The following is a 23,463-nucleotide window of genomic DNA, read 5'->3' on the forward strand; positions in this document are numbered from 1 at the left end:
TTTCCGGCGTTCTGCCACTCGAAAACCACTCCTCGTCGCCTCACCATCGCGTAAATGTCGCGCCTCGATTACTGTATATACAAACAGCATTAGTAAGACGTCGCCGTGGACAAGTACGAAATAGAGGACACCGACGATTGGCTAGGATCCCCATCCAGGCTAGAAACGGTCAAGCATTATGCGAGTATGCTCGAGGAAGATATCCAATCACTGAAATGGGAACTGCGCGAAGCTCAGGCAAACATCTCAGGTCTCGTCCAAATGATCGAAAAATTGTCTATCGAGCTTGAAAAGAAACGGCTCGGGATGGCGAAGTTTGAATCGGAGACTACTGATCAGCTGTCCGAGATCCAGCGCCTAAACCGGACTCTTAATCAAAATGAAGTGATCTAACATGAGCTGCAAATCAACAACGCGCTTAAAAAAAAGCGATTTCAACTCGCTCAAGGCCTTGTGCGAGATACCGGTGAATGACCGCCTCGTTACCAGAAATATAATCCAGCAATTGCTCATGCGTGCCCTTTGAAAATGCATGGAGATGCCTTGCGAATGCGCTCAAAATTGACTTTTGATCTTCAGAATTCTCAACGTACTCCCCACGCCCAACGCACATCAGAGCTACTAGATCCAAGAGTTCATCAGCTGACAGCGCACGCAATGCTCCCTCGAAAGCAACCTGGTCGTCACTGTCAGGTTCGCGTATCAGTGACTTCAACTCACTCGAGCCAATCACGCGTTTCCCAGGATGACGCTTGAGATACGCTTCATGGCTATTCGCAGCAAGGCGAGCAATCGTAGCGGCTTTGGGAATGCTAAGGTGTTGCATGGCTCGTCCTATGAAGTATTACTAGCGCCTGCTGTTCCAACTTTTCGACGGATTGAAACACCAACACTCACACCGTATAAAAACAATAAAGCTCGATATCTAAAGGCGCGATCTAGCCTAAAGCGCCGATTCGGCAGCCATAGTTTTACTATTGAATAACCACACAGCGCAAGTATATCCAGCCATTAGAAGAAATGGCCAGAACAGTCCATGCTCATAAAAAATCACTCCTTCTCCAGGAATTTGTGAGAAATGGTATCCCGCTAGAGCACCAACTATCCCAAAAGCAGATACGGTAGAACTTGCATTTACTGGTATACACGAAAGAACGCCGAGAATGACGCTAGCGCACAGCAGGGCAAATATCGCGACCGTCCAACCTCCCACCGCGTAACCAGTGATATGCACAGCCGCCGGAGAGGTGCCCAGTCCTATAAACTGATCATTGGAGGAAACAAATAACTTATTGTAAATATACGTAGAAGGCCGGCAAACAGGTCCAGGTCTCGCTTGAGCAAGAATCCCCCCGCAAGCCGATGGATGATCGGTAAACTCTTGGTAGTAATATGGAACAACAATGGACATGCGACTCAACAAGTGCATCATTAACATTGGCGTAGCACTAATTGCTGCTTCGGAAACTACCGCAGCCCTTTCTGCACTCACTGCAAGGTTAGTTCCCCCAGGCTGAATAGCCTTAGGTACAATCTCTGTGACAATGAGCTTTGGTGGCTTAGCTTCTTGTGACCCTGCTTGATGCTGATCTATGTGTGCTTTTTCATGAATAGCACTTGCTGTGGATACTGAATTATCCATCGGCTCAGGAGCCAATCTGAATACCACCGTTGAGATGAGCAAGTAGGTTGCGATTACGATCAGCCCGCCCACGACAGCCTTGGTATACGCATATTTTTCAGTGTGAACAAAAATGGTCAGCACAACACCAACGTAATATAGAACCACTGGCCATTTCATATTGATCATCACAAAGAAAGATGAAGCTATCAGTATAGAAACCAAAGAAAAAACATACCAAAAAGCACCACCCTTCTTAGATAAATTAGTGACTGCCACGTAGGACAAATAAGGCACTATCGCCTGTATTACAATAAATACGCCAAAGTGCAATCTTTCTCGAATTTCAAATCGAGCTTCTACAGAAGAAACAGAATCTTTGCCAGATTGAAAAATCTCGAAAACACCACACTTATAAAAATTCGATAGCACAAATATGCAAGACAAAGAAAATAACACTATGAGCCACGCTTTTGTCATCTCCGGAATTTTTTTTGCAAAACACTCAACAAGGTTTACCGAAGTTTTTTTGACTAAAAACACTATCATAGGCGTAACAACAAAAGGCATAAAAAGCAAAACCCAATACCCTAACGTGAAAATATGATTGAGTTTGAGAGTTGCAACAGGATAACCAAAAGCCTCAATAGCCCGCAGACCGAAAGGTGAGGCGTAAATTAAATTACCCAAAACAACAAGTACAAAATAAGCAACCAAGAAACATATTGGCTGCAAATTACGGCAAAAATACCCCCTAAATCCATTTATACTATTGTAAGACACTTCCATACTCTCAATTAAATTGTCATCAAAATTCCGCAGTTTCTAGCGGCAAGCCATTCATGATAATGCAATATTCTGGTGGTAGCCAATGGCCCGGACTCAGTTCGTCGGCATTAACGATTATTCCCGTGGCTCAATCAAGCCTTTTTCATCAGCGGGCGACATCGCGGACATAAGCTTGGCAAGCCGCTAATGCGATCAATGCCTGATCGCCTTCATCGGTGATGGCGACAATTCGTTGAGCATGCGCTGGGTCAAGTTCGGCTCGTACGGGACCATGAACCACGCGGCTGGCGCCGGTGGCGGCAGGCACTGAACAGCCATCGGCTGAACCCTGGTCAAGGAGGACTGACAGCCGCAGATCAGAAGTGGCAAGGCGATCGCGCAGGCGAGCCTGGTCTTTTTGGGCATTGGTCAAAGTCTCATGGTGGGATTGGTCACTAGCCGCCAGGCGCTGCTCGAGCCCCAGCCGTTTGTCCTGCTCGGCCTTCTGCGCAGCGGCGCCGTCCATGGCCAACTGATTGAGGGTGTCGGTGTGCAACCGCGACTGATCGGCGAGTTGGGCACCGTATCGCCAGCCCTGAACCGTCCAGGCACTTATGGCCCCGAGCATCACCAGCGCCAGTGCACCGACAACCTTCCACGCCAGCGGGCTCAAGGCACATCCTTGAAGAAGACGTGCCCGCCCAACTTCAGTGTCTGTTTCGCCTTCGCTGCCCACGCCGGCGGTGTCTTCATGGCGATCGCGTAATAGTGCGTGGCGCCGCCGGTGGGGTCGGGCACCTTGCCGTCGATCACCTGGTCGGCCACGACTCGACACTGTGCCAGTTCGCGGAACGGGATCTGCTTCACGCCGATCAGGAATTGATAGTTCGGGTCGGTCTTGTTCCAGCAGCTGAACTGGAACGGCTTCTGGCACACACCGGCATAGCCCTCGCCCCACCACGACCTCTCCTTACCATCGAATACACGATTGCGGATCGTCCAGGCCACGGCCACCTGGCCAGCCGACGTTTCGCCTCGGGCCTCACCCCAAATAGTTCTAGCGAGGATGTCGCGTTCTTTTTCAGTAACTGGCATCACTTTTCTCCAGGTAAAAAAAAACCCGCTCAATGACGGGAAATGTTTGTAGTACTGGTACGATGCGCGGCGCCCAAGCGGGGCATTTTTTAAAATGGATATCTCAACAATGACCGCCCTTTCTGAAGCGCCCCTGCCGGCGCTAGACAAACAGCTCATACACCCGAAATACCGGCCCGACATTGACGGACTGCGCGCGATCGCGGTTCTATCGGTGGTCGCGTTCCACGCTTTCCCATCCCTAATAAGGGGGGGGTTTGTAGGCGTAGACGTATTCTTCGTGATCTCAGGATTTCTCATCTCGAGCATAATTTTCGGAAGTCTTGAAAAAAACAGCTTCAGTTTTTTAGACTTTTACACCCGTCGAGTTAACCGAATTTTCCCCGCGCTTTTGCTTGTGCTAGTTGTAACATGGGGATTCGGGTGGTTCAGCCTGCTCGCTGATGAATACACACAGCTGGGCAAACACATTGCCGGCGGAGCTGCGTTCGTATCGAACTATGTGCTATTGGGAGAAGCTGGCTACTTCGATAATAGTGCCGAGACCAAACTGCTTTTGCACTTGTGGTCGCTCGGTATCGAGGAACAGTTCTACCTCGTTTGGCCACTGATGGTTTGGGCAGCATGGAAAGTACGGGTCAACGCGTTAATTCTGATCGTGCTTGTAGGCGGAATATCATTTGCGCTGAACATTTTAAACGTGCACTCCGATTCCGTGGGGACCTTCTATTCCCCTCAAACACGTTTCTGGGAGTTGCTAGTAGGTTCGTTGCTGGCATACGTTACCCTGCATAAGCATCAACACTTCCAGATCTCGAGAGAAATAAGCGGCCCGACGGCTCGAAACATCTTGTCTATGACAGGATTGGCGCTACTTGCCACTGCATTCGCATTGACCACAAAGAGCAACCAATTTCCCGGCTGGTGGGCGGTGCTGCCAACGGTCGGTGCGGCACTGATCATCAGTGCCGGACCTTTCGCATGGCTCAACAAAAATGTGCTGTCCAGTCGGCTGCTTGTCTGGTTCGGGCTGATAAGCTTCCCGCTGTATCTATGGCACTGGCCGCTTTTGACTTTTGCCAGAATCATTAACAGTGGAACGCCATCAATAGAAATGCGCTGTAGTGCGATTGCAGCGGCCGTCGTCCTGTCTTGGTTAACCTATCGACTTATAGAGCTACCGCTTAGAAATACTTCATCGAAAGCTCGGGTAGTTTTTTTTCTTGCCATCATGGGTGCGGTTGGAACACTAGGCTATATCACGTTCACAAGTGGAGGATTAACCAACCGGCCTACCGTGCAAAATTCAAAGGCAATTAACGAACAGTTTGTGGCTACCACTGGATGGAAATATGCCAAAAATGATACATGTCTAACTCGCTACAATTTTGAGTACGCTAAATCACTTCCATGGTGGTTCTGCTCTACCAACAGGGATCAACCTCCAACGACCGTGATCATTGGTAACTCCTATGCAAACCACCTATATCCAGGAATTATCCATGCTGCTCCTGATGCCACTGTTTTGTCTATGGGCACTTGCGATGCTGGACACACTATAAATGCCGAGTACCCTGGGAACCCTTGCTCGCTAGATAGCCCGAAGCGTCAGAATGACTACATTGACAACATAATAAAATCTGCCGGAACTGTAAAAACTGTAATCATCAGTGGCATCACTCTAGTAGATGATGAAAGCTATGCCGAAAAGCTTTCATCTCGGATATCCTACATGGATAAGCTTGGAATCAAAGTAGTAATCTTCGTACCACACTTCACGCTTGGATATAATCCGAGAGCTTGTTTTGCACGCCCATTCAAATCACCCGAAAAGGACTGTTCATTCGGCCTTGCTGTTCGGGAGAACTTGCTACGAATTTTTAATGGGCTTGCAGCGAAAATAACCAAGCATAATCCCAACGTTTTGTTTTTTGACCAAAATGAAACTTTCTGCTCCAACAGCGGATGTTCAATGATTATTGATGGAATGCCTGCCTATCGGGACGAGTACTTCCATTTATCTGAATACGCTAGTGATCAGGTAGGCAAGCATTTTATTGAGTGGGCCGCTAAAAATGGCGTTGAGCTGAAATAACCTAAATACTATTCGGGCGCCACAGGCCATTCAACGGCGCCCGGAAACCCATTCTGCAAATTTATGCGATTGAGGGCCACTCGATATTTCCTCCAAAGCAGCAGCGATGCTTTTTCCTCAGTAGACGCATCACCAATTTCAATCGCATCCTGCAGCGGTGCAATGGCCTTGTCTGCAATAGCTCGCCGTTTGTCGGTCTCCGTAACCACCGCCGCCAAAGCGCGCGCAGCCTCGGTTTCAACCTTCATCGCCTTCGTTACCAGCTTTGACCAGTCAATATTATTCAGCATTTTGTATTGCCTCGATCATGGACAAGGCCGCGTCCCTTGCAGCTTGTTCGGTCTCTGTGACAATGCGCGGTGGCGGAAGCACAACCGGCCCGTCCGGAACATTCAGCAATGGCTGAGGGAAGGCCTGTTCCTGGCTATAGTTCCAGGGCAGCGGCAACACCATCGTCAGAACAATCTCACCGTCCATGATATTTACGTCGCCATCGAACCAGCTTGAAAGAATTGCATCTCGAGGCAAAGTATCGCCTTCAGACATCTGCGAAAAATCAAATAACTCACCGTTTATGGTGAGCGTATTGCCCTGTTTGATGACTTCAATATCAGGAGTGTTTCCTCTAGGGGAAAGGATAATCTTCATGCGTACCACCTACCTATAGCCGTCCACATAGCACTGAGAGCGAAAGTTGCGCTGGCTGGATTTAAAATAAAAAACGATCCAGTGGCGGTTGTCGTAGGAAGTGCTGATCCCTGAGTAGCCCATGCAAGACCTCCAGAAGATATGATATCAACGTGAGTTTCAACCAACCCCACGTAAGTTTGAGGAAAGACGATTCCGTTGAACGGTCCCACATAAAACAATGACCCAACGGGAGTAATGATTGCTTGAGATCCGAGGTCTTTGAATCCCCGACAAATCATTGTGCCATCGGCATACTTGGTCCACTCGCCGTTTGCGTTGCTGCCGCGCTCAATCACCGCCCCGGTCGGCACTCCAGCAGACTGCGATACCGAGCCGAGAATATTTGATTTTCCATATACACCGGCCGCTAGAAGCGCGATTGCCAGCGCGCCAAGACTGGTAACACCAGTACCCCCTTGGGTCACCGATAGCGCAGTGGTCAGCCCTGTAAGGCTGGTGATGTCGGAGTTTGCCCCGGCCGCCGCAATCCGGGTCCAGCCAGACCAACTAACCCCGTCGTACACCTGAATAAACCGCTGGCCCTTGTTGGCACCATTCATCCCGGTGGCTTCAAGCAATATCAACGTCGAGTGAGCGCTTACCTCGACATACCATGCTTGGTTCGGCACGGGCAGATTGAGCCCGCCATTGGGAAAGGAATAAAAGTAACCAGCCGGCAACGCTCGCACATCAGCCGTATTGAGTTGCGAGATGGCCAACCCACCATTCCAACCAAAAGCGCCAACAGCCAAAACCCGCCCCGCGGTTTTGTCCGAAGCGCTCTCCTGAACGGCGAGCGTAGCAACTGAGCCGAGGCCCAGCCCTGTCCGAGCATCCGCTTGACTACCCCCACCAGTACCACCTTTTTCTATCGGCAGTATGTCGTAGTTGCCGGTCGTACCCAGGGCGGCCAGCTTGGCACCATAGGTATTGACCAGCCCGCGCAACGCATCAGCAGAATCTTTGACGTAACCCTGCATCGGCGCAAGGGCGTAACTACCGCCTGCGCTGGTTGGCCCCTGATAGTTGGGAGCAATCGACATCGCCGTATCGCTCGCGATGTTTGTCACCTCATACCAGCCGCCATCGGGTCCGCGAAATGCATCCCCCACACGACTGTTGGAAAGGAAGGCGGTACCGGTACCGATGACGGCGTTCGAATTCAAGGCGACATAAACCGTTCCTGATTTGTACCAGGGCATTGGTTATCTCCAAAAAATAAGGCTCAGGCCAGCAATTTGGCGCAGAGAAATGGCCTGTGACCTTGGTCGGTCCAGGCGGTTGTGGCGAGGCTGTACATCCTGATTTGGCTATTGCCGTAATCAACACCAATCGCACAGCCGCCGCCGGAAGCGCCGTTGTGGCAGTTCATGGCGAAAGGATTGATTGAGATGTACTCCCCGGCACCCAGCAGCTTGTTGATGGCCCAGATGTAGCGCCGCCCTACAGTGAGCACCTCATCGCCGATATAAACCCAGTTGCCCGCAGCGAAGGTCACCACCACAGCCGGGGCGCCACTGTCATACACCAGCGCACCATTAGGCCCCCACAGACGCAGGCCATACGCCGCGGTGCCCATGGATGCCCAAGCAGCCACGAAATATTGACCGCTCAGCGATGCCGTGACGTTGGATGCCTTGATGCTGAAACCTGTCCAGTTTCCCGGGCCACCGGTGAACCACACGGATATCGGAACTTGCATCACCCCCGCATCCGGGCGGATGAACACCAATGGTGGATCCTGGCTCGTGATTACTCTGGCAAACACCCCCGACGCATCGGTAGTCCCTGAATATGCCCCTTTTGTCAGCAAGCAGAGCCGCGGGGCTTCGGAGTCAATCTGAACAAAGGCATTGTCATTAATGCTTTGGAAGCCATAACTCATGTTGAAAACCTTATCGCGTAGCCCTTGGCGACAATCCGTGTCTGCCCAATGGCGGGGCCGGCTGAGGGGTTTTTCGGCAGGACGGTCACAACACCTGCGCCAGTACTGACATAGGGATAGGACTTTGCATTACCCCCACCATCGTTTTCTGCCGATTGCACGTCCTGTGCTCTGGTCGGAATGATCATGAATACGCAGTTGGCCGGGTTGAAGCCAGGAATGCTGATTGTGTAGCTGGGCACGGCACCGCTGAAATCGATCACACCCTGCCACAGCACCTGATAGGTGAATGAGTTCGTGTCCATGGCGAGCTGACCGCTCTCGTTAAAGACACGCAGGCCAAATAGAGCCATGAATTACCCCAGATAGCCGAGACGAACACGCAGCACATTGTTGGCATCGTAGACCGAGACGTTCAGCGAATTGATCACCAGACGCCCCTGACCGGGGACGATGCCATTGATTTCAAGCGTTCCGTCTTTGTTGAGAATCCAACCCTGCGTGCCGGCGATGTAATTGGTCGAGCTGATGTAGCTGCCGATCTTCGCGTTGGTGATGGTGCCGTCAGCAATGAAGGCCGAGTTGATGAACACCTGACCGCCCTGTACCGCGAACGGAACTGCAATGGCGCCCCCAGCGATGGTGTTGACGATGGCGAATCGATCCGCTGCCACCAAAAACTGGCTTTGGAACACCCCGCCTACGTTCTCGATCCCAAGCCCAATGCCTGCCGCGACATATTGCCCATTGGCAGTGACCGACATCTTTACCGACCACATCGTGCTCAGGTTGCCATCCAGGTCAGCGAAAGCTTCAGATGTTTCCTGAATGGCTGAAGTGTTTTCGCCAACCGTAGCAGTTAACTGTGTGATCGCCGTGGCGGTGGCTTCCTTATCAGTGGCCACAACCTGCCGCAGGTCCGTGACATTCGCTTCGTTTTCCCCAACCGCAGCAGTCAGCGTTGTGATCTTAAGTGCGCTGGCGAGGTTTTCCGAAGCCCGCACTTTCTCTTCGGTTGCGATCGCTGCCGTACTGCTCCAACCCTTCAGCGCATCGGCGAGGTCGCCCTCCCCATCGTCATCGCGGAAGGATGCACGCAAGGCCTGGAACGCAGTCGCCTGGGCTGTGACCACACCGTCGATCTCGGTGATATCCGCCGTGTTGGTCGCCACCTGCTGGGCCAGGCCGTTGGCGGTTTGCACTGTCTGGCCAATGTCGAGCCAGTAAGCAGGGTTAGGCGGCGGCGTGTTGAGCGGAACATCACTAGTTGCCTGATAGATCCGCTTGCCGACTACCACCAGGTCGTACTCTTCGTAGGTTGCGTCCGGGTCATACGCCTTGAGGCCGTCCAGCGCATCGATCTGCGCCTGAAGCCCCGGGATTTTGTCGATTTCGTCGAGGATGTCCTGCCCCAGCTCCATGCGGCCAATCTCGCCAGCGATCATTTCCAGAATCGCTGCAGCATCTGCACTCGATTGTCCCTGGACACCGATCCCGATCGGATACCACGGACCAATGTTGCCAATCCTGTCCACTAGGCGCGCCCAGAAGTAGAAGGTCACGCCTGCTCGAAGACCAAGCATCGAGAAATCGCTTTGCGGGTACGACAGATCCGTCAGCTTGCTTGCGGCCTCAAGGTCTGTCGTTGGTCCGTACCAGATTTCCGTGCGCTGGGTGTCCTCGGCGCCAGCCGGGAATCCCCATTTAAGGTAAATACCAAACAGCAGCGGCGTGGCCGTGAGGTACGACACCGCCGGAGGCAGCCCCTGCTTGCCGCTGAGATTGGTCAAGATCGAGTTGCGCCAGATCGACGAGATATCGAAGGCGCTCACCGCGCGCACGCGTGCCACATAGGCGCCAGCGTAAATACCAACCACATCCACAGTGGTCATGCCGGTGCGCGGCAGCTTTATCCAGTTGCCACTGTCCTTGCGCCATTCCACGTCATAACCGACCGCGCCGTTCACAGCGGGCCAGCTGATGGTCATGGTGGCCACGGCCAGCCCCTGCACGACCGAGGAAGTCGACGAAAGCGACACGCTCGCCGGCGCTGGCACAACGGTGATGGGAATCACGCTGATTGGGCGTTCTTCCAGACGCGCGCCAGTGTCGATGAAAGCGAACTTGCTCGGTTCGAACTGAAGCGCAGTGAACTCAAAATCGCCTTCAGTCGTACGGCGCCGGCGGAGAACTCGGTAAAGCGGAATCGCCAAGTCATCTGCATCCAGCGCCCATTGCAGTTGTGCCGCAGGAGGCTCGCTGTAAGCGATCGTGACGGTCACAGCACGACCGTTGACGCTTTGCACGGTTCGGCCTTCGGCGCGGCCGCCTGGCAGGTTGATAATCAGCCGATCGCCGGCTTTGGCCTGAGTGTCGCGATCGAGTGTGATCACTCGACCCGCCGCCGACGATATCCGGCCTCCAATCTCGCGCCCGGCCAATAGTGAATCGGCGATCGGGATGATGTAACCAGGAAGAGCAATCGCGCCTTCCATGCCAGTTTTGAACGAGACGGTGCGGTCTTGGTTGTTGCTAAGGATCGCCCACTTGCCGCGGCGCTGAGCTTCGGAGGCACGGGTGCAGCCAATCGCGCTCAGCTCGGTCGGACGGTCGCCATAACGGCGTTGCAGATCCAGGTCAGCGAACGGAATGACATCGGTGTCGTAGTTGTTCGCCGGGTTGTCGTAGCTGACCAGTGCACGGGTGTACCGCGTTTTTGCCGAGGAGCTGCCGTAGGAGAACTTACCGTCGATTACGTTTGAGCGAGTGAAGACGTAGTCGATATCCTGCGCACGAGGCATGTCCGCCTGCATCACCAACTGACCTTCCGCCCAGTAAGTCATGCCCCGATAGATTGCCGAGATATCCCGCAGCAGCGACCAGGCATCCGCCTTGCCCTGCAGGTTCATATCGCAAAGGAAGCGCGGCTCTTGGCCGCCCAGTCCGTTCGGCACAAGCTGGTCGCAGTATTGGGCGATGCGGTACAGCTCCCACTTGTCGACCATGAACGGCTTGATGCGCTTGCCCAGGCCGAACATATCGTTGGTGCACACGCCGTAGGTGATCCACGCCGGGTTGTTGGTCCACGCCGACTTCATCGATCCATCCCAGGTGCCGGTGTACGTGCGCAGGATCGGGTCGTAATTGCTCGGCACCATCCAGCGCCGCGCCTTGCACTTCACGGTGACAGCCGGGATGTTGGTGAACTGCTCGGCGTCGAATTCGATATAGAGCAGCGCGGTGTTCGGGTAGCGCAGCTTTGCGTCGATGACTTCGGTATAGCCGGCCACCAGCATGGTATCGGCGATCTTGTTGGTGTTCTGGTTCGGCGTCAGGCGGCGCACGCGGATCTGCCAACCCGTGGTGGCGTCCGGCAGATCGATGCGGCGCGAGCGCTCGTAGCGGGTTGTGGTCTTACCGTCCACAGCATCGACCAGCACCTGCTGGTAGGCACCGCCGTCGGTGGCCACGTCGATGGCGTACTCGATTCGGTAACCGCCAACATTGCCCTCGTCATCTGACCGTTGTAACGCTGGCCAAGCCAGACGCATACGTACGGCCGACAACTGGGTATTGGTGATTGAGCGCACCCACGGTGCATCGCTGCGCAACTCGACGTTCAGCGAGGTCTCGTTCTCGACTGCCGGGATGCCTGGGATATAGGTCTGATCAACCGAACCCGGGCGCCAGTCCCACTTCACATTGGGGAAGTTGTAGTTACCGCTGGCATCACGGATCGGCGTGTTGTCCAGGTAGATGTCGTAATCGGTCGGGACTTCGTCGAATTCGCCCTCGCCCACGGCGATCAACAGCTTTGCCAGGTTGGTCGAGCGCAGGCTGTCGCTGGCTTCGGAAGGCGACTTCGGCTTGCTACTGCCGCCCTTCTCGCCGTTGATATCCATTTCTAGTGCTGCGCCCATGCTTTCCTCCTGGCATTAAAAAACCGCCTCGCGGGCGGTCTGTGTGTTGCGCTCTGATTACGCTTTGTCTTCGGCCAGGATTGAGGCCGAGATAATCATTCCACCCCACCGGCGTTCGCCGATGCAGATGGGTACCGGGTTGCCGCTGGCCGTGGTGTTCTTGGCGCTGCCGAACGCGTAGGACGGGGAGTTTTCAGGGGACGCGCTTTGCTTCAGGCCTGAGGCCTGTGGGCTGAGCATCTGGATGACGCCGCCGGCGACGAGCGCAATGCCGACCGGGGCCAAAGCCTGGAAGCCTGGGATGAACGACGCAGCAATCAGAACTGCTCCGATTATTGTTTGAAGCAAGCCAGCACGTTTGCTGCCGCCAACCACGGGCACGATGCGGATTTCTTGGGCGCCGCCCAACGCGAAATCTTTTTCAGGTACGTTCTTTCTGTTTCGGAAAATGGCAAATCGCAGACCGCGTCGCTCCAAGTCTTTGATCGCTGCCTCAAAACCCTCGAGGGTACATTTCAGCGCCTTGAACGCCTCTCCTACAGATCGACTACCTAGCTCGCGATAATGAACTCGTCCAAACAGTTCAATCAGCGGACCTGAAAGAAGAATGGTCGTCATCATCGGGTGGCTACGCGCGGTTGCTGTCACGGTTTTCTCCAGGCATAAAAAACCGCCTCTCGGCGGCTATATTTTTGATTTTCAGAGGCAGTCTTTTATCGCCTGCTTCATGTCTCCGCGACCATAGCCCGGCGACCATGCCATACGCTGATACAGCGTGACCGAACTGCCCTTCGGCGCTTTGCGTATATCCAACAACTCGTCGGTCATGTTGTTGCTCGCGACCAGCAATCGGTATCCGCTTTCTGTCTCGGACATTGAGGCGTCGCTTCGGGCGTCCTGCCATTTTGGAAAGACACATAACGCATAGCGCTTGGGGTCTTTCGCGGTTGCTGCCTTGAAACTTGGGTCATTTTTCTGCAAGTCGCCGGGCGACACGCATCCAGCAAGCAGGGCAAGCGCGAATGCCCCTACGATCAATTTCATGCAGGTCACTCCTGTGGAAAGGCGGAAATGTAGCATCGGAAGGGGGAACGAAAAAGTGAGTCACAATGGTTGATCAGCATTCGCACCATCAGAAACTACAACCCTTACATCGGTGACGGTACGATAACGCCAGACTTTTAGTGACGCGCTTTCACCTGGGGACATTCGGCTGATAATAGCGGTTACATCTGAAGGACTATTAACCGTCTTGCCAGCGATTTCCAAAATGATGTCGCCTGGTAGTAGCTCCATTTTTGCTACGTCGATTCCTGACTCTGGACCAAAAACCAGTACACCCTTTTCAGATGGTAAGCCGAAGCTTTTTACGACTGTCGGGGTTACTGGACTTATATGTGCCCCTAACCGTCCTACAGGAACCGGTTTGACAGCCGGAGCCGGCACCGCCGCGGGAGGAATCTGCGTTGGGGTAGAACTTGGAGCAGTCTGCGTGGCTGGTGAAGCGCTCGTTGCCACCCCTGTATTGGTATCGACCGTGCTAGTACACCCTCTCTGAGTAACTACCTGACCAATCACTTGCCGGATTTTTTCCGTTCTGGGTGTTGGGTACTTCTCGTAGCCCGATTGCGTAAGCAATAACGTATTGCAATCCATAGCTTGATAGGTGGCAGGGTCTTGATTTGCGCGCCAAAATTCGGCGTTTTTCGCCTTCTCCTCCGCACTCATCGGAAGAAAAATACAGCTCACCAGTAGTGGGGTTGCTGCAACCATTAGCGTGACGAGCTTGATCGACATAGCCTTCCCTGATGCTGAAGATTTTTAACTAGGTACTGAACGCTACTGTTTTGGCCCGACCGTGTCCAACCGAACATGCAGCCTGTACAAATCCCCAGTTACGCCTCACCTCCCTCCATAGTAGCCTCCTGCCTTCCCGCAACGGATAAGCGAAGTCCTTTTTACGAGCCGAAGGCAGGAACCATCCACACTCTGAATGGGGAGAACGGCATGACAGACCACACTTTCACCTTCAAATACGTCGGCCATACCAGACGAGACGACGGCTTAATTGGACGATATCACCTGGAAGTGACTGGCAGTACCAGCGGCAAGACCGCGACGATCTCTGTCGAGCCCAGACACCTTGCGTCGGTCCGAAGCATGAAGCGGATTCTTCTAGATCGGTGCATGTTCTATAGGGCAACACGAGCGTCGCACGACCAGATGCTTCTCAAGCTTTTCGATAAACAGCCTGAAGTCATCCAGGCATAGTTCGGCAGACTGGGCTTTCGTCTGTACGAATCCCCAGTAACGCCGCCCAGCGCGCTGTAGTAGCGTAATGCCTCACGTTCAGGAGACGAATATGAAGCGGAACGCTGACCTATCTGAGCAGTTCACCGACTCCCTACGGAATACTCCGGTCGGTAAAAAACTCGTATTCAATTTCCGAGGCGCTCCAACTCCTGTGGAGGTGAAATTCATCTTCACCGGTGGATGGGTCGTAACTCAGGTACTTCACCCAGGCGTTCCACTTGAAATCGTGAAGGGTGAAGACGGCCACCTTCTTCAAGTTGACATCACCCTATTGCCGTACGATGGCATGAGAGCGACCTGAACAACGGATTCCCCAGTCCTTTGCCTGCAAGCCCAAGGACTGGGATTGCGCCAATTTCGGCGCGTTTATGACCTGGAGGTCAATGTGTCGTTGAGTCAGGCAGTAGAAATAAACACCGACATGAAAAAGATCGACGATTCTACAAGCTACAAGGTCTGGCCTTTTCAGTCGGCAGATGTCTCAGTAAATGGCGACCGCAATAACGGCGGGATCAATTTGATAGAGACCCCGGAACTGATTGACGTCATTCATGAAGCTACGACAGAAAACGGCTTGAGAGATCTGCTAATCTCGATGAATGCACCAAACCGAGCGTTCATGACGCTGGGTTGCCTTACCGGAGAAATGGACGGGGCGTTCTATTCCTACGTTGAGTTCACTCCTCGCGATCAGCAACTTGCTCAGAACGAAGAGACGATTAAGGGCATTTATCGCTTGTGGCTGGAATGGTCGAATAAGAATTGCTCTGCCCATCCTGGTCTTGCCGCCGCGCTTCAGCAAAATGTGAAATGGGAGTATCGGGAATTTTGGTTCCGCGGAAGCGATCCGCAATTTCTGATAACGATATTTCCCCGTGCTCAATCCGCGCAGGATCATGGTTCTCTACTTTCATGGGTACACAACTTCCTTTGCAGTGTTGATCCAGCCACTCTACGAAATATCCTGTAGGCAGGCTTAGTAGGCCGAGCGGGCATCTTTGTGCCTGAGTATCAGGCGCGTGCGGTCCAGCCACGGACCACCGAACACGATTACTTCCGAAGGTCTGCCGTACAGGTGGTGCAGCAGGAACGGGCCAGGTCCGAAGGTGGCCGAGTCCTCTGCAGGCAGTGCCGGATCGGCGCCAAGAAAGATTCCGGCGTGATTCGGGTGAACCGTCCGTCCTACTTCCATTACGATCATGTCGCCGCGCTGCGGCTGGTCGACCTTATAAAAGCCGGCCGCTTCGTAATTGGCTTCGTACAAGCTGGTGTTGTCCTTGCTCTCCCACCAGCCGTCGGCGCGCTTGAAGGCTTCGAACTCCAGCCCCCACTCGCGCTTGTACCAATCGGCGCAGACCTGCCAGCAGTCCCAAGCACCGTGGACGAAAGGGCGTTTCACAAGCGGCACTTCACCGGTCGGAACGATGGTTCGCAAATCACCTTCCGGCCAGCTCAGGATGTGCCAGGGCATGGCCGTCGCTTCGCACATAGCGAGGTCGCGCGGTGAAGGGCGGCTGGTGGCGTCCGGATGTGAATGAATTACGCCAATAACCTCTCCGACGTCCTCGGCCGCGGCGTATTCCTCTGGATCGATACGAAATTCCTCGTTCGGCTCGCTGGAAACGTTGCGGCACGGGAAGTACTGCTGTTTTCGTCCGACCGCCAGCAGCAGCCCGCAGCACTCTTTCGGGTACTCGGCCGCCGCGTGCGCCTGGATCGCGTTCAAAATGTGCTTTCGCATGTCAGCTCCGTGCGATCAGGGATACAGCGGGAAAGCCACCGAACGGCAGCGGGTTACCCTCGCCGAAGCGCGGAATACAACCCCGACCCAGCGTGGCGTCACATTCGTCCAGTTCAGGGTTGTCGGTTGGAAATCCGTCCTTCGTGACGTATCCGCCGGTGTATCCGCAGTTCGGACCGCGGTAACCGCCTGTCAGGCACCAATGGCACAGCGTTGTGGCTTGCCGGCCGATTGACTCATTCCCGACGTCGCCCGGGCTGGCCAGCTCCCAACTGACTTTCTCCCCGTCCTCGTTCGATTTCTGGTCGATATACCAGACCTCGATTGTCTCTTGAGTTGGATCCGCTGTCGGATTGCCGGCCGGGAAATTCGCCGCGTCCAGGTACGTGCCAAGTGTGTGGCGCATTGTCAGCTTGAACTCGAGCAGATCCTCGAACGCCAGACAGAGCGCGGTGATGCGCCCATTGACGTTGCCCACCGATAGAGTGGGACGAACCGCAGTCCCGTCGCCGTTCGCCTCGATGCCGTCGATCTGCATCGGCCAAGCGCTGTACTCATTGCCCTGCCAGTAGATCGCCTTCGCCGGAAGCTGATCGGCATCGTCGCCGGCAGCGATCAACTCGGCCGACGTGTGCGGTATCGCGTGCCCGTGGAAGCGCAGAACGTCCGCACCGTAGTCCGTGCCGTCCAATTCAAAGAGCAGCACTTCGCTGCCAGGCTCAAGCACCTGGATGTCACTGATCAGTGGCATGGTTGCCCCTTATGGCTGGAATGCCCGCTCGAACGTGGCGGTGAGTTTGAAGACCCCGCCGCCCATTGGTATGGGAGCGGGATTTTTGCAGGTGAAAAGCCCAAGCTCACCGAGCGGGGTTGTCCAGAGAAACGCCTTTGCCCCGGCGTGCCGGTCGAGGAACGCCATGATCTGCTGCACCTTGGCCTTCTGACCGACGCAAGTAACTGGGTAGGAGTCCTCTTTGTTGTTCGGGCCGTCGCCGACGTTCTGCGCGTAGCCGTTGCCAAACTTCGAGGTGCGCACCCGATAGGTAATCTCGGGTGAGTCACCGTGCTGAGTCGGCCAGATGAATGTCTCGATGGCCATCAGCCCCTCCCGTTCGTAAGTCGCCAGATCGAGCCGCCAGGCTGCAGCGCTCGAGCAATTGCGGTTTCGGCTTCGGCCTTTGCCGCTTGCTGAATGCCCTTGCCCAATTGCGTCGTGTCCTCGGTATTGGCCGCACCACCGTTGCCAGCGGTCTGGACTGATACCGCGACAGGGAAGTTGTAAACGTTGCCACCACCACTCCCACCACCGCTGATTGCGCGAACGCCCAGTTGCCCACCAGCGGTGCGAGTCAGAGGCATGATCGCCTCCGGCCCGGCCTCACCCGCCACGCCGATATCGCCGCCCGCCATACCGAACGCAGTTGGCTTGTTCAGGATGGAGTTGGTGAACGCTGCACCCTTGGCGAACATCTGAACGCCGCCCGACCACGCGCCGCCATTCGCCTGAATACTGCCTGGCGTGAAACCAGACAAATCACCGCTGTAGCCAGCAGCAGTAGAGCCAGCTGACGTAGCCGCGCCGCCGTCACCGAAGTAGCTTGCACCCGCCCCGACCAGGCTACTGAGCAAGGCCGAACTGGCCTGCCGGGTCGCGATTCGGGCCATATCCGCCAGAATCGACTTAGTGAAATCGGCAAACGACAGTTTCCCTGTCATGGCGAAGTTGAGGATTGCGTCCTCCATTGAGCTGAAGGCGCTGGTGAACAGACTCTTCGTCTGCCCCGCGACATCCCGCGCCGATTCCAAGTAGTTCTGCCACGCCGAAGAGGCGCCGGCGCTCCAGTCGCCCTGGGCTACCGTCATATCGTCGTAGTTGGCCCGCACGGTGTCGTGCAAATCCTGCTGCGTGGTTTTCAACGCGGTCAGCTTCTGGTTGTACTCGTCGAGGCTCATTCCGCGCGAGCCATCTCCATATTGGTTGGCCAGTTCCAGGCGCTGCTGGTTGAAGCGATCGTCGATCCCGTTCTGCTGATCGGTCAGCGCACGCTGCCGGTCACCCTGGCCGAGGCTCGATGCTGCGCGCAGGCCCTGCTGACGAAGCGTGTCGACCTGCTGCTGCAAGGCGCTGGTGTAAGTGTTGACGGCCAGCGTCTGCTTGCGCAATCGCCCCTCTTCGTTCGTTGCAATGACTGCCAGTTCGCTGTCGCTGTCCTGCTGAGCCTTGACCATAGCGGTTCGGGCGTCGGCGATCTTCTGGTCAATCTGAATGATCTGGGCGCCAGTGGTGCCCTTCTTGACCTTGGCACCTTCGAGCGCATCGATCTCCGCCTGGTAACCTTGGGCAACTTCGTCTGCCTGCTGCTTCAACAGGCTGATCCGCTGCTCGGTGTAACTGGCCTGGCTGATCACGCCGGCGCGCTGGGATGCTTCCAACTCCTTGTCGGCGTTTTTGTAGTAGGCCAGGGTTTCGGCCAGTGCGTTCTTCGCGTTGTTGAAACCGGTGGTGTCGACACTGCCCGCGGCGACCTTCGGATCCTTGAACTTATCGTTGATGTTCGCGACGTTCTTGGCAACCTCGGTTGGATCAAGCCGGGAGTCGTTCGGATCGACCTTTTGGATATCGTCCAGGCTTTTCTTGTAATCCTTGATTGCCTCGGCACGCTTTTGCTCATTGGTCAGCGAGGACTTAGTGATGGCGTCCACTTTGGACATCGCTACGACTGCGCTTTGCTGCGCCTTCGCCTGCTCACCTTCCCACTTGGCAATATCAGCAGCCGCGGCCTTCTGATCCTCGAGCATGTTGAGCTGGTTGCTGTACAGCTCGACCATTTCTTTCTGGTTTTGAAACGCGCCGAAATCGCCAGCCTGAGCGGATGCCAAGTTGCGCCGAGTCTGCTCGATATCAGCGTCGATGTCGGGCCGTCCGATGTTCTTCAGGTTGTCCGCTGCCCGGGCGACAGCGTTGTAGCCTTTCTCCCAGAAACTCAAATTTTCAAGGATCTTTGGCGTGCGCTCGTTGATCGCGTCGGCGTACAGCTCCGTCGCGAGCTTGACCGCCCCCGCGTGGTCGTCCTGCTCTTCCAGGGCCGCGATCTGCGAGTAAACCGAGGCCGTCAGGTAGTGGTATTGCTCATTCAGCGCGGCAGATGCTTTGACCGGATCATCAGCCAACTTGGAAAACTCAGCGACCGTTTCGCTGACTGCCTTGCCGGTGGCTTCCTGCATCGACACGGCAGCCTGGGCAATACCTGCAAAGCTCTCGCCGGCGATCTTCCCGTTTCCCGCCAGCAATGCGAGCACTTCGGCCGCCTGCCCGGTGGTGCCTACCGTGGCGCTCACCTGGCGAGCCATGTCGCCCAACTGCGCAGCGCTCACACCGGCGTAGTTACCGGTGAGGATCAGGGATTTGTTGTAGGCATCCTGCTCTTTGCTGCCCTTGTAGTAGGCGACAGCCAAACCACCCACAGCGGCAGTGGCCAGGGCGATAGGTGCAAGGATGGCGAGAAGTCCGGCGGCAGAGGCGCCCGCGCCCGCGCCCAGTTGGGCAACAGCACGAACGCCGCTTCCCCAGTCACCGGACGACAGGGCGTTACCGAGTTGAACAACGTTTTCTTGCGCCTGGCGGGTACCGAGGCGGAGCTTGTCGAAGCCGGTGGTGGTCTTTTCGAGTTTGGCATAATCCTTGTCGATCTTGCCCAGGGCCGAGTTGTACTGGTCCTGACTGATGCGACCAGCATCCAGATGCTTGCCCAGGTCCTCGACCTGCTTGTCGAGTTTTGCCATTGCGGCGCGGGCCGGATCGATTGCCCCCAGTAGATTGTTCAAGGCCTTCTGTTCATCCAGCGTCGACTTGGCCAGCGCCACCTGCTGCTTATCCAGCTGCGCAGTGATCTTGGTGAATTCAGCCTCACCATAGGCACCGGTCTTGGTCAGCTTCGCCAGGCTGTCACGTTGTTTCGCCAGCTCTTGCGTAGAGGTCGCGCCTTTCGACAGCGACTTCTCCAGCGCTTCCATCTCTTTCATCAGGCCGACGGCGGACTGCTCAGCACGATCACCGGCCTTTGTCAGCTTATCGAGATCGGTTGCAGCGTGGGCGGCATCAGCCGAATCGACCTTGATGCCGAGTTCTGCAATGTTCATGAGTACTCCGAGACGCCAGAAGCATTGACCCATTGAAAAACAGTGAGTAAAACCAAGGCTTAACCCATTGTTTTATTGGATTTTTATGACTAATGACGAACGTGCTGAGAAAATCATTTCAAGTCTTAGGGAGTCAGTCGCAGAGAACATGCACGACATTCTCTTTGGCTTCAGAGGGACAAAAGTTGACGGTCAAAAGATTTACCAAGAGCTTCATCAGCCAAAGGGAGAGCTGAGGCCGGATCTCAATGCCTATGACTCTCAGCGAGAACGAATGCTGGCTATCGAGGAAGAACTCTCGAAAGAGCCTGACCTGAAAGAGTTGTTGCTCTGGAAATTTCGAGAGGTAATTGCGATCGAGGGCTTGGGGATTTAAGTGTTTTGTTACCCCGTTCCTGTTTCCGCCATAGCTGCAATCGCTTCCGACTCCATCACGCGGATGTCCTGGAACACGGCTGGTCGATCCTTCGGCGGGATTCCGACAAGCTTCATCACGTTAGGCAAAACGCCGTAGTCGAGCCCTGTTGCGCCGCACGCGCCTGTGCGCCATTGGGTGCCCATCGCATCCATGACGAGGAAGGATGGCCAGTTATCCGGCCATACTTCGACGATTTCGTCGTAGTCCTCTGGGGAGAAGCCGAAAATAGCCATCTGCTCGGCAGATCCTTCAGCCTCATATAGCGCACGGGCGGCGGCGATCAGTTTCCCAAGCGGGCCTTGCCGAAAGCTTCGCTGTAGGCCTTCACGACGGCATCCGACACGCCGATACAGCTCTTCACCAGCGCGGTGATCGACCCATCATTAAGCTTGTCGTTAAAGCCCCAGGACACCACCAGGTCCTTAATCTGGTCGACGCCTTGCTCGACCTCTGCGGCGGTGATTTCAGAGAGCGTCGGCTCAGTCCCCTTGAAGCGCTCGCCGATGGCCTCCGCCCTTTCCTTCCAGGTATCGAATAGTTCAGCCAGCGCAGTGCGGTCACGATACTTGAACGTGAACGGCACCACGGCCGGCTTGCCGCCGACCTGGGGGATGGCCACATCGACGGTGAACGTCGGCTTCGGCGCAATGGAAAACTTTGCCATGGGATCCCCTTAAGCGTTGTAGCGGGTTGGACGCGAGGCGAAAGACAGCGTGATGGTCCGCGTCATGATGTTGTTACGGCTCAGAGTCGGGGTTGCCGTGATCGATACGTATGCGAAGTAGAAAATGGTCGCGCCACCCGGGAGGTTCGCGCGAATCAGGCGCGGCTCTTTGTCTTCGTCGGCCGCTTCAACGATGGCGACGTAGGCCTGGGCCGGATCATCGGCAACTGGCAGGGTCATGCTGCTCGCCGATTTAGTGGTGGGCAGCTGACGGTCGTCGTCGTCTTCAAGGAAGCCATAAGTGAGGAACTGCTGCTCGCCACCGTTGGCTGTGGGCTCAGTGATTTGGGAGATCTGCGTCCAGCCGGAAGCCGCACGAACAGTGCCCGCCCCGGAGCCTGCCGGGTAGCTCTTCACGCTAGTGGTATCGATGCCTTCCGCCGCAAAATCGCCAGTATCCGAATCGATAACGCGAGCCGGCCGACCATTCAGCTTCGCCCATGCGGAGTCGATAACGATCACATCGCCGTCAGCCAAGCCATGGGCAGCAGCGGTGAGTACTGCGGGGCTGGAATTGCTGATCGAGGTGAACGCTTTTGGGGCACTCAGCGTGGCCGCGATCTCAAATGTAGTGCCGTTGGGAATCTTGACGCTCATGGGGTTTCCTCTTTTCAGAAATGACAAAACCCGCTCGATGGCGGGTTCCGGGTTGCCCAACGGGCGGATTTAGTTGGTGTCAGCTCGGTACTGGAACGACACAGGAACAGTAAAGGTGGTGTCGTCCGGAATGCCTGGGCCTGGGTCCACCGGGCTCATGGTCACCACGGTGAGCGTGCCTTTCGTGATTCGCTCGTACAGAGGGAACAGCGCTGCAATCTGGTCGGCTATCGCACCGGCCGCGCCGCGGTACATGCCAGACGGTGTCACGATGCTGACCTGAAACACCCCGGTGTACAGCTTGTGGTCACCGGCGAGCGTGTTGCTCGCGGTGTCAGCCGGTAGCGTGAATGCCTTCAGGTAAGTGGCGCCGTTCGCGGGCGTATAGGCCTCGTTCTCGACAACAACCTTCAGCGGCACCGGCAGCGCCTTCGCCCAGACGATTATTCTGGCCTCGTAGATCGAAGCGATAATGTTATGGCTCATACCTGGTTGTTCCTGATGGCCTCCTGCACGATCTGCTGGAAGCGGGCCACGGTGATGCGGACCATGCCGCCGGGGGCCTGGGTCGAATGTCCGAACTCAAGCGGGATCGCGTACGGCAGGTTGTTTATGAGGTAGGCCGTCTGGCCGGCGGTGAAGTCGCTGACCGCCGAGATCAGCGCGGCGACTGTCTCGTCCCCACTGGGATCCACCTCGTCGAAGGTGACGTTCTCGACCACATCGATTGAGAGGTGCCAGTTCGCCCGGAATCGCCCGCCGACGTAGCCTTCTGGCGCGACGATGTCCATTCCGTCGTTCAGTTTGCGCCCGGGTTTTAGCCGTCCTGCTTTAGTCAGGTTGGCCGGATCACTGCGCAGAGCACTGTTGTGCTCGTCGACGGCCTTGTTGTATTGGCTTGCCACAGCGTTCTGCGCCCATATTTCTGGGTTGCCGACAGGCGATATTTTGATAACGCTGGTACCGACCTCGATGATGATCTCGCGCAGGCTCGCGTCAATGGCCTCGGTGGCCTGGGCTGCAAACTCAGCAAGGCTCAGGGCGAAACTTCCGGATTGTCCGGCGCCGGCCCGGCTCACGATCGCACCTGCAGCTCATACAGAATCGGCGTGCCGGCTGGGTTGATCTCTTTCAGCGGCGGAACGATTGACCAGGTGCGGCCTTGAACGATGATCTTGTTCAGCAGGTCAGGCGCCCATTCAAGCCCCTGCGCGGCGATCTTGAGCTTCTTGTCGCCCTGCTTGATCAGGCTGTTGTTCTGGAACTCCTGGCCTGTGAAGTCGAGCAGGATGCCTTGGGCAGTCTGGTCGGTGATGGTGTCAGGTCCAGCCGACCCCGTCTCAGGATCGTATTCGCCCGGCTCAAGCTTCCTGATGGTCACGGACTGGCCGAACTCTGTGATCATATCCAGAGCCATCACGGCCATTTCGTTGTAGAAGGCCATGGTGGCTCCGTA

At 55.5% G+C, this 23,463-nt stretch carries 28 protein-coding genes; 5 read left to right on the forward strand and 23 right to left on the reverse strand.

All coding sequences use genetic code 11. The features are described 5' to 3' along the window. Positions 1-105 precede the first annotated feature (105 nt). Complete coding sequence (locus KHO07_RS17750; protein WP_212625050.1) at positions 106-393, forward strand: hypothetical protein; 288 nt, start codon at positions 106-108, stop codon at positions 391-393. A gap of 25 nt (positions 394-418) precedes the next feature. Here KHO07_RS17750 and KHO07_RS17755 read toward each other — a convergent pair whose 3' ends face one another. From KHO07_RS17755 to KHO07_RS17770, 4 genes are all read right to left on the reverse strand, one after another. Then, positions 419-826 (reverse strand): DUF3775 domain-containing protein, encoded by a 408-nt coding sequence (locus tag KHO07_RS17755; protein WP_212625051.1) that lies wholly within the window; start codon positions 824-826, stop codon positions 419-421. A 117-nt stretch (positions 827-943) separates the two neighbouring features. Then, positions 944-2,404, reverse strand: a complete 1,461-nt coding sequence (locus tag KHO07_RS17760) for a hypothetical protein (RefSeq protein ID WP_212625052.1) — start codon at positions 2,402-2,404, stop codon at positions 944-946. 151 nt (positions 2,405-2,555) lie between these two features. Then, entirely contained in the window at positions 2,556-3,017 is a 462-nt protein-coding gene (locus tag KHO07_RS17765; RefSeq protein WP_212627653.1) for a lysis system i-spanin subunit Rz, read from the reverse strand. 41 nt (positions 3,018-3,058) lie between these two features. Beyond that, complete coding sequence (locus KHO07_RS17770) at positions 3,059-3,484, reverse strand: cell wall hydrolase (protein ID WP_212625053.1); 426 nt, start codon at positions 3,482-3,484, stop codon at positions 3,059-3,061. A 109-nt stretch (positions 3,485-3,593) separates the two neighbouring features. Here KHO07_RS17770 and KHO07_RS17775 point away from each other — a divergent pair, with 109 nt between their 5' ends. Continuing rightward, entirely contained in the window at positions 3,594-5,579 is a 1,986-nt protein-coding gene (locus tag KHO07_RS17775) for an acyltransferase family protein (protein WP_212625054.1), read from the forward strand. A gap of 8 nt (positions 5,580-5,587) precedes the next feature. Here the strand turns inward: KHO07_RS17775 and KHO07_RS17780 are convergent, their stop codons facing one another. The 9 genes from KHO07_RS17780 to KHO07_RS17820 form a co-directional block, all read right to left on the reverse strand. Continuing rightward, entirely contained in the window at positions 5,588-5,869 is a 282-nt protein-coding gene (locus KHO07_RS17780) for a tail fiber assembly protein (RefSeq protein ID WP_212625055.1), read from the reverse strand. Beyond that, positions 5,859-6,227: a hypothetical protein gene (locus KHO07_RS17785; RefSeq protein ID WP_212625056.1), complete on the reverse strand. Its 369-nt coding sequence runs from the start codon at positions 6,225-6,227 to the stop codon at positions 5,859-5,861. The genes KHO07_RS17780 and KHO07_RS17785 overlap by 11 nt, the downstream gene beginning before the upstream one ends. Beyond that, a complete protein-coding gene (locus tag KHO07_RS29230) occupies positions 6,224-7,471 on the reverse strand; it encodes a hypothetical protein (protein ID WP_244858229.1) in 1,248 nt (415 codons plus the stop codon). The genes KHO07_RS17785 and KHO07_RS29230 overlap by 4 nt, the downstream gene beginning before the upstream one ends. 23 nt (positions 7,472-7,494) lie before the next feature. Then, entirely contained in the window at positions 7,495-8,154 is a 660-nt protein-coding gene (locus tag KHO07_RS17795; RefSeq protein WP_212625057.1) for a hypothetical protein, read from the reverse strand. Further along, on the reverse strand, positions 8,151-8,507 hold the full coding sequence (locus KHO07_RS17800; RefSeq protein ID WP_212625058.1) for a hypothetical protein: 357 nt from the start codon (positions 8,505-8,507) through the stop codon (positions 8,151-8,153). The genes KHO07_RS17795 and KHO07_RS17800 overlap by 4 nt, the downstream gene beginning before the upstream one ends. A gap of 3 nt (positions 8,508-8,510) precedes the next feature. Further along, on the reverse strand, positions 8,511-12,074 hold the full coding sequence (locus KHO07_RS17805) for a phage tail protein (RefSeq protein ID WP_212625059.1): 3,564 nt from the start codon (positions 12,072-12,074) through the stop codon (positions 8,511-8,513). A gap of 57 nt (positions 12,075-12,131) precedes the next feature. Further along, positions 12,132-12,695: a tail assembly protein gene (locus tag KHO07_RS17810; RefSeq protein ID WP_212627654.1), complete on the reverse strand. Its 564-nt coding sequence runs from the start codon at positions 12,693-12,695 to the stop codon at positions 12,132-12,134. Positions 12,696-12,773: 78 nt separating this feature from the next. After that, entirely contained in the window at positions 12,774-13,118 is a 345-nt protein-coding gene (locus KHO07_RS17815) for a hypothetical protein (protein ID WP_212625060.1), read from the reverse strand. A 60-nt stretch (positions 13,119-13,178) separates the two neighbouring features. Beyond that, positions 13,179-13,871, reverse strand: a complete 693-nt coding sequence (locus tag KHO07_RS17820; RefSeq protein ID WP_212625061.1) for a PDZ domain-containing protein — start codon at positions 13,869-13,871, stop codon at positions 13,179-13,181. A gap of 565 nt (positions 13,872-14,436) precedes the next feature. Here KHO07_RS17820 and KHO07_RS17825 point away from each other — a divergent pair. Together KHO07_RS17825 and KHO07_RS17830 are read left to right on the forward strand one after the other, a co-directional pair. Further along, a complete protein-coding gene (locus KHO07_RS17825) occupies positions 14,437-14,688 on the forward strand; it encodes a hypothetical protein (RefSeq protein ID WP_212625062.1) in 252 nt (83 codons plus the stop codon). A 45-nt stretch (positions 14,689-14,733) separates the two neighbouring features. Next, on the forward strand, positions 14,734-15,357 hold the full coding sequence (locus tag KHO07_RS17830; protein WP_212625063.1) for a hypothetical protein: 624 nt from the start codon (positions 14,734-14,736) through the stop codon (positions 15,355-15,357). 6 nt (positions 15,358-15,363) lie between these two features. Here KHO07_RS17830 and KHO07_RS17835 read toward each other — a convergent pair whose 3' ends face one another. The 4 genes from KHO07_RS17835 to KHO07_RS17850 are packed head-to-tail and all read right to left on the reverse strand — an operon-like array spanning position 15,364 to position 20,268. Further along, complete coding sequence (locus KHO07_RS17835) at positions 15,364-16,128, reverse strand: C40 family peptidase (protein ID WP_212625064.1); 765 nt, start codon at positions 16,126-16,128, stop codon at positions 15,364-15,366. A gap of 1 nt (position 16,129) precedes the next feature. Continuing rightward, positions 16,130-16,879 (reverse strand): phage minor tail protein L, encoded by a 750-nt coding sequence (locus KHO07_RS17840; RefSeq protein WP_212625065.1) that lies wholly within the window; start codon positions 16,877-16,879, stop codon positions 16,130-16,132. Positions 16,880-16,888: 9 nt separating this feature from the next. Next, positions 16,889-17,227 carry a phage tail protein gene (locus KHO07_RS17845; RefSeq protein ID WP_212625066.1) on the reverse strand — a complete coding sequence of 113 codons (339 nt, stop codon included), beginning with the start codon at positions 17,225-17,227 and terminating at the stop codon, positions 16,889-16,891. Next, a complete protein-coding gene (locus tag KHO07_RS17850) occupies positions 17,227-20,268 on the reverse strand; it encodes a phage tail tape measure protein (RefSeq protein ID WP_212625067.1) in 3,042 nt (1,013 codons plus the stop codon). The genes KHO07_RS17845 and KHO07_RS17850 overlap by 1 nt, the downstream gene beginning before the upstream one ends. Positions 20,269-20,353: 85 nt before the next feature. Here KHO07_RS17850 and KHO07_RS17855 point away from each other — a divergent pair, with 85 nt between their 5' ends. Then, entirely contained in the window at positions 20,354-20,644 is a 291-nt protein-coding gene (locus tag KHO07_RS17855) for a hypothetical protein (RefSeq protein ID WP_212625068.1), read from the forward strand. 8 nt (positions 20,645-20,652) lie between these two features. On the opposite strand, the gene KHO07_RS17860 is transcribed toward KHO07_RS17855, so the two are convergent. The 6 genes from KHO07_RS17860 to KHO07_RS17885 form a co-directional block, all read right to left on the reverse strand. Then, positions 20,653-20,919 (reverse strand): DUF1799 domain-containing protein, encoded by a 267-nt coding sequence (locus KHO07_RS17860; protein ID WP_212625069.1) that lies wholly within the window; start codon positions 20,917-20,919, stop codon positions 20,653-20,655. Between the two features lie 47 nt (positions 20,920-20,966). After that, positions 20,967-21,350, reverse strand: coding sequence for a phage tail assembly chaperone (locus KHO07_RS17865; RefSeq protein WP_212625070.1), 384 nt, complete (start codon positions 21,348-21,350; stop codon positions 20,967-20,969). A 9-nt stretch (positions 21,351-21,359) separates the two neighbouring features. After that, positions 21,360-22,007, reverse strand: coding sequence for a phage tail protein (locus KHO07_RS17870; RefSeq protein WP_212625071.1), 648 nt, complete (start codon positions 22,005-22,007; stop codon positions 21,360-21,362). A gap of 69 nt (positions 22,008-22,076) precedes the next feature. After that, complete coding sequence (locus KHO07_RS17875; protein WP_212625072.1) at positions 22,077-22,493, reverse strand: phage tail terminator-like protein; 417 nt, start codon at positions 22,491-22,493, stop codon at positions 22,077-22,079. Continuing rightward, entirely contained in the window at positions 22,490-23,086 is a 597-nt protein-coding gene (locus KHO07_RS17880) for a hypothetical protein (protein WP_212625073.1), read from the reverse strand. The genes KHO07_RS17875 and KHO07_RS17880 overlap by 4 nt, the downstream gene beginning before the upstream one ends. After that, positions 23,083-23,451 carry a hypothetical protein gene (locus tag KHO07_RS17885; RefSeq protein ID WP_212625074.1) on the reverse strand — a complete coding sequence of 123 codons (369 nt, stop codon included), beginning with the start codon at positions 23,449-23,451 and terminating at the stop codon, positions 23,083-23,085. The genes KHO07_RS17880 and KHO07_RS17885 overlap by 4 nt, the downstream gene beginning before the upstream one ends. Positions 23,452-23,463: the final 12 nt, after the last annotated feature.

It is taken from the genome of Pseudomonas sp. PP3, assembly GCF_905336995.1.
Classification (GTDB): domain Bacteria; phylum Pseudomonadota; class Gammaproteobacteria; order Pseudomonadales; family Pseudomonadaceae; genus Aquipseudomonas; species Aquipseudomonas reinekei.